The sequence below is a fragment of the Streptomyces sp. NPDC008086 genome (assembly GCF_042957325.1).
GTDB lineage: Bacteria > Actinomycetota > Actinomycetes > Streptomycetales > Streptomycetaceae > Streptomyces.
On sequence record NZ_JBIBIA010000002.1, the window covers coordinates 378,851 to 392,726 of the forward strand.

At 71.7% G+C, this 13,876-nt stretch carries 12 protein-coding genes; 6 read left to right on the forward strand and 6 right to left on the reverse strand.

All coding sequences use genetic code 11. The features are described 5' to 3' along the window. The first annotated feature begins 33 nt into the window (after window positions 1–33). Window positions 34–798 (forward strand): hypothetical protein, encoded by a 765-nt coding sequence (locus ACFZBP_RS07690; protein ID WP_391410906.1) that lies wholly within the window; start codon window positions 34–36, stop codon window positions 796–798. Window positions 799–844: 46 nt separating this feature from the next. Here the strand turns inward: ACFZBP_RS07690 and ACFZBP_RS07695 are convergent, their stop codons facing one another. Beyond that, the gene (locus ACFZBP_RS07695; RefSeq protein ID WP_391410908.1) at window positions 845–1,987 is read right to left on the reverse strand and encodes a histidine kinase; all 1,143 of its coding nucleotides are present in this window, start codon (window positions 1,985–1,987) and stop codon (window positions 845–847) included. After that, window positions 1,984–2,664 (reverse strand): response regulator, encoded by a 681-nt coding sequence (locus tag ACFZBP_RS07700; RefSeq protein ID WP_383456099.1) that lies wholly within the window; start codon window positions 2,662–2,664, stop codon window positions 1,984–1,986. Before ACFZBP_RS07700 ends, ACFZBP_RS07695 begins: the two co-directional genes overlap by 4 nt. Window positions 2,665–2,958: 294 nt before the next feature. Between ACFZBP_RS07700 and ACFZBP_RS07705 the strand changes: the two genes are divergently transcribed. Both ACFZBP_RS07705 and ACFZBP_RS07710 read left to right on the forward strand, forming a co-directional pair. Then, a complete protein-coding gene (locus ACFZBP_RS07705; RefSeq protein WP_383456096.1) occupies window positions 2,959–3,486 on the forward strand; it encodes a hypothetical protein in 528 nt (175 codons plus the stop codon). A gap of 245 nt (window positions 3,487–3,731) precedes the next feature. Next, window positions 3,732–4,874: a DUF418 domain-containing protein gene (locus tag ACFZBP_RS07710; RefSeq protein ID WP_391410911.1), complete on the forward strand. Its 1,143-nt coding sequence runs from the start codon at window positions 3,732–3,734 to the stop codon at window positions 4,872–4,874. 279 nt (window positions 4,875–5,153) lie between these two features. Here the strand turns inward: ACFZBP_RS07710 and ACFZBP_RS07715 are convergent, their stop codons facing one another. The 4 genes from ACFZBP_RS07715 to ACFZBP_RS07730 form a co-directional block, all read right to left on the reverse strand. After that, window positions 5,154–6,953 (reverse strand): ABC transporter transmembrane domain-containing protein, encoded by a 1,800-nt coding sequence (locus tag ACFZBP_RS07715; RefSeq protein ID WP_391410913.1) that lies wholly within the window; start codon window positions 6,951–6,953, stop codon window positions 5,154–5,156. A 44-nt stretch (window positions 6,954–6,997) separates the two neighbouring features. Further along, window positions 6,998–7,186, reverse strand: a complete 189-nt coding sequence (locus tag ACFZBP_RS07720; protein ID WP_391410915.1) for a hypothetical protein — start codon at window positions 7,184–7,186, stop codon at window positions 6,998–7,000. Between the two features lie 100 nt (window positions 7,187–7,286). Continuing rightward, window positions 7,287–7,631, reverse strand: a complete 345-nt coding sequence (locus ACFZBP_RS07725) for an NlpC/P60 family protein (RefSeq protein WP_391410917.1) — start codon at window positions 7,629–7,631, stop codon at window positions 7,287–7,289. Between the two features lie 216 nt (window positions 7,632–7,847). After that, window positions 7,848–9,125 carry a DUF418 domain-containing protein gene (locus ACFZBP_RS07730; protein WP_391410919.1) on the reverse strand — a complete coding sequence of 426 codons (1,278 nt, stop codon included), beginning with the start codon at window positions 9,123–9,125 and terminating at the stop codon, window positions 7,848–7,850. Window positions 9,126–9,797: 672 nt separating this feature from the next. Between ACFZBP_RS07730 and nhaA the strand changes: the two genes are divergently transcribed. The 3 genes from nhaA to ACFZBP_RS07745 all read left to right on the forward strand — a co-directional run bounded on the left by nhaA (window position 9,798) and on the right by ACFZBP_RS07745 (window position 13,812). After that, entirely contained in the window at window positions 9,798–11,096 is a 1,299-nt protein-coding gene (nhaA, locus tag ACFZBP_RS07735; protein WP_391410921.1) for a Na+/H+ antiporter NhaA, read from the forward strand. An 18-nt stretch (window positions 11,097–11,114) separates the two neighbouring features. Next, on the forward strand, window positions 11,115–11,375 hold the full coding sequence (locus ACFZBP_RS07740; protein ID WP_383456073.1) for a hypothetical protein: 261 nt from the start codon (window positions 11,115–11,117) through the stop codon (window positions 11,373–11,375). Window positions 11,376–11,841: 466 nt separating this feature from the next. Further along, entirely contained in the window at window positions 11,842–13,812 is a 1,971-nt protein-coding gene (locus ACFZBP_RS07745; protein WP_391410923.1) for an NAD-binding protein, read from the forward strand. The last annotated feature ends 64 nt before the right edge of the window (window positions 13,813–13,876 follow it).

Consider the following 13,876-nt stretch of genomic DNA (forward strand, 5'->3'; position numbering starts at 1 on the left):
CCGGGGGCCGCCGCGGCCGTCGCCGCACTGCTCATGGGCCTTGCCGGCCCGGCGGCCCCCGCCCATGCGACGGAGATCACCGACGACCTGGCTCTCTGGTACGAACTCGACGCCACCTCGGGCACCGTGGCGGTGGACTCCTCGGACCACGGCAGGAACGGCACCGTCAACGGCACCGCGGGCTGGTCGGGCAACGGGCAGGGGCTGACGTTCAACGGGTACCTGTACCTGTTCACCACCGGCAACTCGTTCAGGACCGCGATCGCCTCCGGGAACTCGTCCACCGAGCAGAACACCCGGACCGCCGCCGCGCTGCAGCGCTCGGTCTGGAAGCACGTCACCTACACCCAGACCGGCACCACGGGCGTCCTCTACGAGGACGGCGTGGAGAAGGCCCGTAACACGTCGGTCACCCTCACCCCCGGTTCCGTCGGGTCCGGCATCGGCGCGGCCAACCACCCCCCGGCTGAAGATCGACGCCATCGTCGACGACGTCGGCAGCAAAATCACCCTTCCGCTGACCGAGGGCACCGACCTCACCACGCTCGCCCCGCAGTTCACCCTCGCCCAGGGCGCGACCATCAGCCCGGCCTCCGGCACCCCGCGCGACTTCACCAACCCCGTGACGTGATCCTTGCCGTTGTGGTGCTTCGCTCGCTCGGCGCGGACCAGGTCGTCGAGGCCGGCCGCAAGGTACTGGCCGGCGTGGCCGGTGTGACGAAGGTCGTAGAGGCGGAAGCCGTCCGGGAGGCCGGCGACCGTACGGGCGCGCCGCAATACTGGTCTGGGCCGATTTGAGGGCGGCGTGCCCTTCGCGTCCCTTGGATCGAGGCGAAACGACGGCTCAGGCGGGCTGGGTGAGGGCCCGTAGTTCGATCTCAAATCCGCCGTGTGCCGTGGGTTGCGCGATGAGGGCGCCGCCGAGCAGTTCGGCGCGTTCTCTCAGGCCGATCAGGCCGTGCCGGGCGCTGGGCAGGGCGACGGACGGGCGGGTGGGGGCGGTGTTGGTGACGGTGACGCCGAAGTGCTGCGTGTCGTGCCACAGGCGTACCTCGGCGCGGGCGCCGGGGGCGTGCTTGCGTACGTTCGTGAGGGCTTCCTGGACCGTGCGGTAGACGGTGCGCTGGGCGGTTGTGCTGATGCCGGGCGGGAGCCCGCCGGTCAGGGTGGTCTCAATGCCGCTGTTGGCGATCAACTGCTGGAGGTCGGCGAGGGTGGGCTGGGGGGTGAGTTCGGTTTCCTTGCCGCCGGAGGCGCGCAGCAGGGTGACCATGTGGCGGAGTTCGTCGAGGGTGTTCACGCTCAGGGTGCGGATGGCGCGGGCGGCGTCGCGGGCGTCGGGGTCCTTGGCGGCGACCTGCAGGACCCCGGCCTGTACGGCGATGAGGCTGACCTGGTGGGAGACGACGTCGTGCATCTCGCGGGCCAGTTGGGCGCGTTCGCGGGCGAGGACGGTCTGGGCGTACAGGGCGCGTTCGTGTTCGCGGGCCTCCTTGACCTCGACGAGCTGGCGGGCCACGTCGTGTCTGGCCTGCACGAGCTGGCCGCACAGGATCGGGGCGAAGGCCATGGCCAGCGTGTAGACGAACTGGATGAGCGTCCAGGTCCGGTCACCGGGAAACGCGTCGCCGGAAAACGTGTCGGACAGGGGCCAGGCGAGGGTGCTCGCCGCCGCGTTCAGCAGGGCGCAGCCGGCCAGCAGCGGGCGGTTTCGGGTGCGCGCGGCCAGTGTGTACAGCGCGGCGATCGGCGCGACTCCCACGTCCATGAACAGCAGCATGGGCAGTGTCAGCAGGAAGACGGCGAGCGGGAAGCGCCTGCGCAGGAGCAGTCCGGCGCTGCCGAGGGCGGCGCAGGCCCACATGAGGGGTGTCGCCTCGTCGTCGAGGTTGATCCAGGCGTCGAGCGCGGCGAGCACGACGAGGCCCGCGTCGACGGCCCAGGGCGGCGTCCGCCGCCACAGTGCCCGACCCGCACCCGCACTCATCGCGCCTTGTCCCGTGCCGTGTCGGCGCCGTCGTCGCCGAGCAGTCCGGCACGCTCCGCGAGGAGCGCCGCCTGGACGCGGCCGGCGACCCGGAGCTTGGTCAGGATCGAGCTGACGTGGTCCTTGACGGTGCCCGCGCTCAGATGGAGGCGGGTGCCGATGTCGGCGTTGGACAGTCCTTCCGCGATCAGGACGAGGACGTCACGTTCGCGGTCGCTGAGCAGATGCACGCGCGCCACGCCCGCGTCCTGGGGCGTGCCCGCCCCCGGATGGCCGCGCAGCAGAGCCCGCGAGGCTTTCGGGGACATGACTACCCCGCCCGCGGCCAGGGTGCGTACCAGTTGGGCGAGTTGTTCGGGCTCGGTGTCCTTGAGCAGGAAGCCAGCGGCTCCCGAGCGCAGCGCGGTCAGGATGTACTCGTCGGTGTCGAAGGTGGTCAGCATGGCCACCGTCGGCGGCTCGGGCAGCGTCTGGATCTCCTTCAGGACGGTCAGGCCGTCCACGTCCGGCATGCGGATGTCGAGGAGCACGACGTCCGGGTGCTCGCGCCGGATCGCGTCGGCGGCCTGCGCCCCTTCCGCGGTCGCCACGACCTGGATGCCGTCGGAGGCGTTCAGGATCAGCTCGAACCCGGATCGCACCAGGGCCTCGTCATCCACCACCACTACCCGGATCACCGGCGTTCCGCCTCACACTCGTCTGCTCTGCCCAGCTTTCGGCGACCCGTCCGGTGATCGCCTGCTGTCGACAGTACGTTCGGCACGGCGCGCGACGGTGCGGCAGCCGTGGATACCCGCCACCCGGCAGGCCGGTTCCAGCCGCTCGGGGGGAGCGCTCCGGCCCATCGGCGGGCGGGTGGGCGAGGCTCGGCGGATGGTGTCCGCGGCTCTCGTCCGGTGGGGTCGGTCCGTGGGCCCGCCGCAGTCTGCGGGCCGCAGTCGATTTCCGAACCGTTCGAGGATCACCCAGCCATGCCCCACCTGTACGTGCGTCAACCTGTCCGTGCTCTGCGCCGCTGTGCGGCGCGGCCCCATGTGCTGTTCGGGGGCGTGTACGGGGCGGTACTGGCCAGCTCCATGGTGGCCGCCCTGACGGAACAGGGAGAGACGGCGCCCGCCGACCGGTTCAGCAGCGCCCAGTGGCTCCTGGTCACGGCCGTCGCATCGGCCTTGGCGCACGGTTACGCACACCTGATCGCCCTGCGCGGCGACCGGACCCATCACGGTGTCCGCGCCACGGTGCGGCTGTTGCTGTCCGAGTGGCCGCTGGTGGTGGCGACGGCGCCGACACTGGTCCTGCTGCTCGGCGCGGCATGGGGGTGGTGGCCCTCGGCGGGCATCGAGTACGTGGCCTTCGCCGTGAACGTGGTGCTGCTGTTCGCCTGGGGCCTGCTCGCGGCCCGCGCTGCCGGTCGCACATGGGGCTCCGCCTTGAAGATCGGCATGGTGGACGCGTTGCTCGGGCTGGCGGTCGTCGTGGCGAACGCCCTCATCAAGTAGGGCGGCGGGCCGTACAGGCCCGCTGACGGCCGGGGTGCTGGTCCGCCGGTCGGCGGGGCGGTCCCGGCCGGTCGGCGGGGGTGTTGCCGAAGCCCGCCGGATGGTCGGCTCCCTGACGGCACCGTGAGATTTCCCGTATGACACAGATACAGCCGCCCCAGGAGACGCCGGCTCCGCAGGAGAACTCTCCTCCCCGGCCCCGAACCTCGCCCGAGCCCGCCGGGCGGGCCCCCGGCGGTCCCTCCATGGGACGCCTGGTCGGGGTGGACCTTGCCCGCGCGTTGGCGGTGTTCGGCATGTACGTCGTGCACATCGGCCCTCCGCTGTCCGCGACGAGCGGCGTCGCCAGTTGGATCCGGTACATGTCGGACGGTCACTCATCGGTCCTGTTCGCCACCCTCGCCGGGTTCTCCCTGATGCTGCTCGCCGGCCGCCGCGAGCCGAAGACCGGCCTGGCCGGCCGGCAGGCGAAGGCCCGTATCGCGATCCGCGCCGTGGTCCTGCTGGCGCTGGGCACCGTGATGGCGATGGAGTACGGGGGCGTGATCATCCTCGGCTTCTACGGCGTCTACTTCCTCCTCGCACTGCCCCTGGTACGACTGCGCGCGGCGACCCTGGCGATGATCGCGGCGGGACTCGCGCTCGTCACACCGCAGCTGGCGTACGTCCTGACCATGGGGCTGAGCGAGTCCGCCCAGCGGAGCATCAACGCCTACGACCCGCTCCGCCACCTCAGCGAGGTGGGAGTGCTCGACCTGCTGCTCACCGGTTTCTACCCGGCGCTCACGTGGATGCCGTTCGTGATCGCCGGTATGGCGTTGGCTCGCATGGACCTGTCGGCCGCTGCCGTCCAGCGGCGCCTGGCGGCGCTCGGCGCCGGCCTCGTCGTAGGGGCCTACGGCTTGTCCCTGCTGCTGGCGGGCAAGAACGCGTTGAGGAGCACGGCGGAGGACGGGTCGTCGTCCAGTGGCTCCGGGGCGGCGTCCATGGGCAGCGGGTCCATGGAGCCCCAGCTGTCGTTCTCGGATCTGTTGTCCGCCGGGCCGCACAGCGGCACCACGTTCGACATCATCGGCAGCGTGGGCGTCGCGATCCTCGTGATCGTGGGCGCGACGGTGCTGATGGACCGCCTGCCGCGGCTGCGCCGTCTGGCGAAACCGGTCATCGCCGTGGGCACCATGTCCCTGACGGCCTACGTCGGCCACTTCGTCGCACAGTCCGTGCTGTCCACGCCCGCCGGGACCGGCACCCAGCAGTCCTGGGTGCCGCTGCTCCTGTACGTCCTCGGGGCGATCGTGTTCGCCGCGATCTGGTCCCGCTTCTTCCGCCGCGGACCCCTGGAGTATCTGCTCAACACGGCCACCAAGCCCGCCGAGTACATCCGGTGACGTCCGGTCGGGGTGGCTCGGCTTCATGTCCCACCCCGGCATGGAACGGCCTGCCCGGCCCGCAAGGGGATCGCCCTTGCGGGCCTCGGCTGTGGTCCTGACCGACTGATCTCGGCTCCGCCTGCCGCCGACCGGCCGTCCATGGACTAGGTCCGGACGACTGCGGGCCATGCGTGGGCGCTCTCCTCAGCCTCACGAGGCGTGTGGTGCGCTGGCATCCGGCGGATGTCCGACGCCTGGCCCTGTCGACGGCCCCGGCGAGCCCTTGTCAGGCCCGTCTCAACCGCCGGAGCGTCCCGCTGGGCTCAGCAGCTGCGTCGCCGCGAGCTGCGCGTAGAGCTCGTCCTCGGTCACCAGCTCCTCGTGGGTGCCGACCGCTCGGACCTTGCCCGCGTCCATGACGACGATGCGGTCGGCGTCCGTGACGGTCGACAGGCGATGGGCCACCACCAGCACGGTGGTCTCGCGTGCGGTTTCGGCGATGACGTCCCGCAGTGCCAGCTCGTTGACGGCGTCGAGCTGCGAGGTCGCCTCGTCCAGGAGCAGCAGCCGGGGCCTGCGCAGCAGCGCGCGAGCGATCGCGATGCGCTGGCGCTCGCCGCCGGACAGTTTCGTGCCGCGGTGCCCGACCGGGGTGTCCAGGCCGTGCGGGAGACGCTCGACGAGGGCGTCGAGCCTGGTCCGGGCGAGGACCTCGCGCATGTCGTCGTCGGTCGCGCCGGGCGCGGCGAAGACCAGGTTCTCCCGCAGCGTGCCGGCCAGCACCGGCGCGTCCTGCTCGACGTACCCGATGACGGACCGCAGCTCGGACAGCGGCCACTTCGTCACGTCCTTGCCGTCGACCAGGACGCGGCCGCCGGTCGCTTCGTAGAACCGCTCGACGAGCGCGAAGACCGTCGACTTTCCCGCGCCGGAGGGGCCGACGAACGCCGTCATTCCGCCGCCCGGCACCTGGAAGTCCACCCCTTGGTGGATGTCCGGCAGCCCGGGCCCGTACCGGAAGGACACCTCTTCGAAGCGGACCGACGCCGGACGCGGCCGCACCGACCGGTGCCGGTCCTGCTTCTCTGTCTTCTCTGTCTTCTCTGTCGCCAGGCCGTCCACCTGCGCGATCCGGGCGATCGCCGCCGCGCCCTCCTGGTAGTGGGACGCTGCCTCGACCAGCTTGTACACCGGCTCCATCAGGTAGAAGAGGTACAGCAGGAACGCGATGAGCGTGGACACGGGCATCTCCCCGGACGCCACCCGTGCCCCGCCGACGGCGAGTACCGCGAGGAAAGCCAACTCGACGGCGAGGTCGTCCGCCGAACCCAGCACGGCCTCCCACTTCGCGCTGCGCACGCCGTGGCGCCACGCCCTGCGTGCCGCCGCCTCGACGCGAGCGGTCTCCCGCTCCTCGGCGCCGGACGCCTTCACCGTACGGAACGCGCCGAAGACCCGCTCCAGGCCCGTGGACATCTCCCCGACAGCCGCCTGCGCACGCTCGGCGGCCTGCCCGATCTTCGGCAGCACCAGCGCGGCAGCCACACCGACGACCGCGACCACGCCGAGCGTGACGCCCAGCAGGACGGCATCGAGGAACGCCATCACCACGACCGCCGCGACCAGCGTCACCGCCCCCGTCGCCGCGGAGACCACCGCCTGGGTGCTGACGGCCCGCAACAGCGTGGTGTCGGAGGTCACCCGGGACATCAGATCGCCCGGCTGCATCCGGTCCACCTCCGTGAGGCGCAACCGCAGCAGCCGTCCGATGAGGCTGCGGCGGGCGGCGAGCACCACCGACTCCGCCGTCCGTTCCAGCACATAGGCGCCGAACGCCTCGGCCACCATGCTCAGCAGGACCAGAACGGTCATGGCCAGCAGGACGGTGCCGATCGTGCCACCGGACGAGAGCCGGTCGACCAGCGTCTTCGTGGCCAGCGGCTGCAGCAGCCCGCCGGCGGCCCCGGCCAGCGCGCACAGCAGACCGAGCGCGACGGCCCACCGGTGCGGACGGACGTACCCGTACAGCGCCTTGAGCGTCTCGCGGGCGCGCAGGGACTCGGCACCCGTCGCCTCTGGGGCGGATGCGGTGTTCACAGGATTCCTTTCCCACGTGGTCGGCCACGCACCGCGTCAGCGGCTCAACGGGCCAGTTCGACGGCCCTCGTGGCGAGCGTGTGCACCATGGCGTCGCGGAGTTCAGGGCGTACGACGGCCAGGCAGAGGCCGCTCGCCACCAACGCCATGCCGAGGAACTCCCGGAGCTCGCTCCTGCGTCGCCCGGCGTCACCACGACCCGCGAGCTCCCTCTCATGCGCACGCTGTGTCATGCCACCAGCCTGGAAGCCCCGGCCTACCGTCGGCCATCCGGCGATCGTCGGCTGCACCCCCGCCAAGTGGCTGGAGCCGCCCGCATGCCGGGGCGGCGGGTCACAGGCGTCGGGCCCCGCGCAGCCCCTGGGCGTAGTGGCCGTCACCGTCGAGCCGTGCGGTGCCGCCCTTGTCACCCATGGTCGGACCGCCCGCGTTCTTCCGGCAGGAGATGAAGCGCGGGTGGTCGGCGGTGTCCAGGCCGAGGTAGATGCCGATGTGGCCGATCCGTCCGCCGGGCAGCTCCCGTGTTCTGAAGAAGACCAGGTCGCCCGGCTGGAGCTGTTGGATGACGGCGGGGCGGCGGTCGGTGAGCGGGATCACGGGTATGCCAAGCCGCCCGCGGGCGATCGCGTCGGGGGTCCGCTGCAGGCCGCTGCCCGCCGCGCTGTCCCTGCTGTTCATCGGGAACCCCGAGCGGTATCCGTACACCAGCCGGACATAGCCGGAGCTGTCGACGGAGCGCGCGCGGTCCTATCACGGCGAACGCCAGCAGCCGGGAGACGAACCATGTCGGCCCGTCGAGTACGAACGCCCAGGCCACCGTCAGCACGATCGCCGACGGCAGCCACAGCCGTCGCCGGCCGCCCCCCACTAAAGGGTTGAGGCGGAACGGCAGGCTCAGCGGACGCGATTCGCCAGTTTGGTGGCGCCGTTGAGCAGATACTCCAGCGGTCCGCGGCGGAAGAAGCGGGACCAGACCGCGGCGCACAAGGTGGCCCCGACGATGAAGCAGAGCAGCAGCGTGGCGGAGGCGGACCGCGGCGGGGTGGCCGCTTCGCCGGGCAGGGCGAGGATCACCAGGATGTGGCCCACGTAGAGGGTCAAGGACATGGTGCCGACGGCGATGATCGGAGTCGCCAGTCGACACAGCCAGGACAGTCGGTCCAGGGCCACCGTCAGGCACACGAGCACGGTGATCGCGATCCCCAGGCTGCCGATGAGGTCGAACGTGGAACCGCTGTGCGGCTCGGCTGCCAGGAGCCCCCACGCGTCGGGGCCCCACAGCCCGCCACCGACCGGCGAGTCGAAGGATCCCGCCGCCATGCCGGGGTCGTTCAGGGCGCCCGAGTCCTTCATGGCGGGCATCCCAGCCATCCCGGTCATGATCTTCTGAGCACCGCCGGTCAGCCGGAGCACCAGCCACGAGACGCCGTATCCGAACGCGATCAGCGCGGGACCCACCACGGCCAGCCGCCGCCGCACCGCACCGGAGCTCAGATCCAGTCGGCCCAACGTCATGCCGGTGACCACGAACGTCATCCAGGTGATCGCCGGGTAGAGGCCGGTGAGCAGGAGATCGAGCACGCCCACGCCGGAGATGCGCGCGAGCGGGTCGTACGAGTCGATGCCGTGCACGATCGACTCGGTGAGCAGCCCCCGGGTCGCATACGCCACCTGCGGCGTGACGACCGCGAGCGTCACCGCGATGATCGCGAGCGTTCTGGCCCGCAGCCGCAACAGGGGCAAGGCCAACAGGAAGTACAACGCGTAGAAGTTGAGGATCCCGGCGCCGCCGAAGTTGGTCATCGCCAACGCGCTGCCCAGCACCAGCAGGATCACGGCCCGGATCACGATCCGGGCCTTCGCCTGCCGGCCGGCCAGTCCGGTCTTCGGCTCGAGGCGGCCCGCGATCAGCATCAGCGAGAACCCGGCGAGGGTGGCGAACAGTGCCGACGCCCGGCCGCTCGCCAGCTCCAGGAACCAGTCGCCGACGCCGCCGCCTGGCGTGGGTGCGGGGCCGACATGCACGGCGAACATTCCGAACACGGCCAGTGCACGGGCGAGGTCCACCCCGACCAGCCGCGCCACCGGCGCGGGGCGTTCCGTCGCCGTGGTGGACCCGGGTGAGGGTAACGGCCGACGCGGCGTCTTCGTGGCGCTTTCGATCTCGGTCACCGGGACAACCTTGCCGAGGCGGGGAGAGGTCGACCATCCGCCGGGCTTCGGGGGGTGCCCCGCCGGTCGGCCGAGACCGGCCCCCTCCGATCGGCGGGGGCCGGTCTCGGCCGTAGACGAACGACTGTGGCCGCCGGCCTGGTCGCCGGGATGCCGCGGGACGGCTGGCTCACCACGCCCGTGCTCTCGACGTGGCGTCCGTTCCGGGCGCTGCCGCCGGATCTGCCATCGCAACCGCGACTCCGGATCACTCCGGCAGACGATGCCCACTGGTCGGTGCGAAGCGCCGCGCGCCGTATGGCTCAGCCGCTGGTGGGTGTGGGTGCGCCCGTCGATGACCGGGCCGTCCGAGGAGTCGGTGAAGACCACCGTCTGACCGCCCCCGCGGCCCGGCTCCCGAGCGAAGCGAGATGGGGGTACCCCCGGCCGAAGGCTGGGGGAGGGCCCGTGCTCACCTCGCGCCTTGGTGAACACGGGCCCTCTCGTCATGCCTTCCACTGCGTTTCCGCAGGTGAAACGGCACCTGGCGGAACACAAAGACGCCGGTTAGGGTGTTAAGAACGCGTCAATACGCCGCCCGCGAGGGCTGGTGACCGACGCGTGGTGTGCCGGGAAGTCTGGTCGGCGTCAGGGGCTCGTATGCCCGCAAGACGACCCCCGGAGGGCTCCTTCATGGCTGCCGCGCCCCGCGCACGTTCCCCCTTTCTCGGCCTCCTGCCGCTGCCCGAGCGCACGGCCATCGCCCAGGCCCTGAGGACGGAGACCGTCGGCGGGCTGGTTCTGCTCGGGGCGGCCGTGGTGGCGCTGGTGTGGGCGAACACTCCGTGGGCCGACACCTACGAGCGCATACGCGACTTCCACTTCGGCATACCGGCACTCGGCCTGGACCTCTCCATCGGGCACTGGACCGCCGACGGACTGCTCACCTTGTTCTTCCTGGTCGCCGGCATCGAGCTCAAGCGCGAACTGGTCGTCGGTGAGCTCCGTACCCCCGCCACCGCCGCCCTGCCGGTCATCGCCGCCCTCTCGGGCATGATCGTGCCCGCCGCGTTCTACGCGATCACCGCGTCCGCGGGAGGCGGCAGCCTGGACGGCTGGGCCGTGCCCATGGCCACCGACATCGCCTTCGCGCTGGCCGTGCTCGCCGTACTCAGCACCCACCTGCCCGCAGCGCTCCGCGCCTTCCTGCTCACCCTCGCCGTCGTCGACGACCTCGGCGGCATCCTCGTCATCGCCGTCTTCTTCACCAGCGACCTCAACTTCGCCGCTCTCGGCGGAGCATTCGCGGGCCTGGTCCTCTTCTATCTGCTCCAGCGCTTCCGCGTCCGCGGATGGTGGTGGTACGCCCCGCTCGGGCTCACGATCTGGGCGCTGACGTACAACGGCGGCGTCCACGCCACCGTCGCCGGCGTGGCCATGGGCCTCATCCTGCGCACCACCCGCGACGCGGACGAGGACCGCTCGCCCGGCGAACGCACCTCCCACCTCCTGCATCCTGTCTCCGCCGGGGTCGCGGTCCCGCTCTTCGCGCTCTTCGCCGCCGGCGTCAGCGTCTCGGTCGCGTCACTGAGCGACGTGTTCACCAAGCCCGAACCGCTCGGCGTGGTACTCGGACTCGTGCTCGGCAAGACGGTCGGGATATTCGTCGGAACCTACCTGGCCGCACGCTTCACCCGTGCCCGCCTCAACCCGGAACTGGCCTGGGCCGACGTCTTCGCGCTCTCGGCACTGGCCGGGATCGGCTTCACCGTCGCCCTGCTGATCGGCGAACTCGCCTTCCCCGACCCAACGGCCGCCGGACCCGTCAAGGCGGCGGTCCTCATCGGTTCGCTGACCGCGGCCGCGCTCGCGGCCATGCTGGTCAAGCGGCGCAACGGTGTCTACCGGCGCCTGTACGAGGAGGAGAACCGCGACGACGACAACGACGGCATCCCCGACATCTACCAAGTCGACGCCACCACCGAACGCTGACGTCGAGAGGGGCGAGGTGTGGAACCTTCACTGGCCACAGCGTTGGCCCTCATCGCGGTCCTGGTCATCAAGACCGCGGTGATGCAGCTGCGCGACCCCGGCACCGCGCGACGGGAGTGGGCCTTCGTCACGGACGGGGTCGCATTGTCCGGCGGTGCGCTGACAGCTGTTGTCGTAGGCGTACTGGGCTGGTCGTACGGCGGGAGCGGCGTGGTGGCGTGGGCCCTGATCGTCGGTCTCCTGGTCGCCCAGGTCATGGGCAGACGCGCGGAACGCTGACGCCCCGCAGGCTGCCCTCGAATTGCCGGAGTCCGGCAAGAATCCCGGTCCCGGAGTGCGCGTCAAGGACCTGTCAGGAACGCGTAAAGCATGGGTAAGCTCGCCACTGGTGTGCCGGGAAGTCTGGTCGGCGGTGTGGACAGAAGTCTCTTCGTCGCTCGGGGGTCCAGGTCATGGTGCTCGTCGTGGTGTTCGGTGTGGCGCTGCTCATCGCGGTGCTGCTGTCAGGGCTCGCGGCCCGGACCGTGCTCTCGACGTCCTTCCTCTTCCACACAGCTCGACCGACGTGCCGATCGCCCGGCTCTTCCACGTCGAGGACATCGCCGGGGTACCTGACGGTGACGCGGCACCGGCGTCGCGTGCGGCCGGGCAGTCGCAGGAGGTGGGTGCCTGACCGCGTCCCGCCACGGCGATCCTGCTCCCGCCCGCCCGCTTCGCGTCCGTTCGACCGGAGGTCTGCGACGACATGGCCCTGTTCCCTCAGCCGACGCCCGGTGTTCCACGGCCGGGACACATGATCGTGTGCGGTGACGACGCGCTCGCCGAGCGGCTGACGGCCGAACTCACGACGGTGTACCGGGAGCGGGTCACGCTGGTCGTCCCGGCCACGGACGGCGCAGGCGCCACGAACCCGACGCGCGCCTCAGCTCTGCTCGGCCGGATGCAGGCCGCCATGAATCGTGCGGCTGACGCGCCCGGCGGGAGCGGGGCCGCTCCCCGGACGCTCGAAGCTCCCGTGCTCACGGAGGCTGTCCTGGTCGAGGCGGGTGTGCGGGAGGCCGCCGCGCTGGCGCTGGTCCACGACGACGACGCGACCAACATCCACGCGGCGCTCGCCGCCCGCCGGCTCAACCCCCGGCTGCGCCTGGTGATCAGGCTCTACAACCGCAAGCTCGGCCAGCACCTGGAAGAACTCCTCGACCAGGCCGCCGCCCTCGCCGCACCCGGCCTGGACCCCGACGCCCTGGACACCTCCACCACCGTCCTGTCGGACGCGGACACGGCGGCGCCGGCGCTGGCGGCCACCGCGGTCGCCGGCACCAGCAAGGTGGTCCAGGCCGACGGTCTGCTGTTACGCGCGGTGGAACGCACCCCGCCCGGTCGCGGGGAGGTGGCCGACCCCGGCCTGTGCACACTCGCCCTGCTGTCGTCGACCACCAACGACCCCGCGGGAGCGGAGGGTTCGGACGCGAGCGGGCAGGACGGACCGGCGCTGCTGCCCGACATGGACGAGGTCGCCGCCGCGACGGGTCGCGGCACGGTGGTCCTCGAAACCGTCGCCCACACCGGCGCCGCTTCCGCGCCCGGCCGCCTGGCGGGGCGGGGGCTTCCGCTCGCCTCTCTGTTCTCACGTCGGCTGCGCTGGTCGCTGGCCGGGCTGGTGACCAGCGTGCTGGGCCTGGCCGTGGCGAGCTGGCTGACCACTCCCGACGACCACCCGCTGCATGCCGCCTACCTCACCCTGCTGGACCTGTTCGCGATCGGGGACCCGGCGATCGGCGAACCCACCGCCCGCCAGGTCCTGCAACTCCTGTCGGGCCTGGCCGGACTGCTGCTGCTCCCCGTCCTCCTCGCGGCCGTTCTGGAAGGACTCGGCACCTTCCGCACGGTCTCGGCACTGCGACGCCCGCCCCGAGGGCTGTCCGGCCACGTCGTCCTGCTCGGCCTCGGCAAGATCGGCACCCGTGTCCTGGCCCGGCTGCGGGAACTCGACATCCCGGTGGTGTGCGTCGAGGAGGACCCCGAGGCACGCGGCCTGCCTCTCGCCCGCCGCCTCCGTGTCCCCACCGTCCTCGGCGACGTCACCCAGGAAGGCGTCCTGGAATCCGCCAAGATCCACCGTGCACACGCCCTGCTCGCCCTCACCAGCAGCGACACCACGAACCTCGAAGCGGCCCTGTACGCACGCTCGGTCAAACCGGACCTGCGGGTCGCCCTGCGCCTGTACGACGACGACTTCGCCACCGCGGTGTACCGCACGTTGCGCGCGGCACACCCGCACGCCCTCACTCGCAGCCGCAGCGTCTCCACCCTCGCCGCGCCCGCCTTCGCCGGCGCCATGATGGGCCGCCAGATCCTGGGGGCCATCCCGGTCGAACGCCGCGTGCTGCTGTTCGCGGCCCTGAACGTCGCCGGACACCCCCAGCTGGAGGGGCGCACCGTCGCCGAGTCGTTCCGGGCCGGTGCCTGGCGTGTCCTGGCCCTGGACACCGCCGCCCCGGACGACCGGCTCCCCGACCTCGCCGCCAACCCGACGCACGGGGACTCCGATCGGCCCGCCGGACTCGTATGGGACATTCACCCCGGCTACGTCCTGCGTCCTCGTGACCGGGTGGTCCTGGCCGCCACCCGGCAGGGCCTGGCCGAGCTCCTCGGCCGCCGGCCTCGGGACGGGGCGCATGGTTCGGGTCCGGAGAGGACGGGACGGGGGGACTGAGCCGACGGGAGCCCGGCCTGCCGCCGCGCCACCCGCCGCCGTCAACGAGCAGCCGCGTCGGCCC

Bases quoted from the DNA above. Each gene is read 5' to 3' on its own strand.
- ACFZBP_RS07690 (WP_391410906.1), top strand. From the start codon at position 34: ATGGGCCTTGCCGGCCCGGCGGCCCCCGCCCATGCGACGGAGATCACC.
- ACFZBP_RS07695 (WP_391410908.1), bottom strand. From the start codon at position 1,987: ATGAGTGCGGGTGCGGGTCGGGCACTGTGGCGGCGGACGCCGCCCTGG.
- ACFZBP_RS07705 (WP_383456096.1), top strand. From the start codon at position 2,959: ATGCCCCACCTGTACGTGCGTCAACCTGTCCGTGCTCTGCGCCGCTGT.
- ACFZBP_RS07710 (WP_391410911.1), top strand. From the start codon at position 3,732: ATGGGACGCCTGGTCGGGGTGGACCTTGCCCGCGCGTTGGCGGTGTTC.
- ACFZBP_RS07720 (WP_391410915.1), bottom strand. From the start codon at position 7,186: ATGACACAGCGTGCGCATGAGAGGGAGCTCGCGGGTCGTGGTGACGCC.
- ACFZBP_RS07725 (WP_391410917.1), bottom strand. From the start codon at position 7,631: ATGAACAGCAGGGACAGCGCGGCGGGCAGCGGCCTGCAGCGGACCCCC.
- nhaA (WP_391410921.1), top strand. From the start codon at position 9,798: ATGGCTGCCGCGCCCCGCGCACGTTCCCCCTTTCTCGGCCTCCTGCCG.
- ACFZBP_RS07745 (WP_391410923.1), top strand. From the start codon at position 11,842: ATGGCCCTGTTCCCTCAGCCGACGCCCGGTGTTCCACGGCCGGGACAC.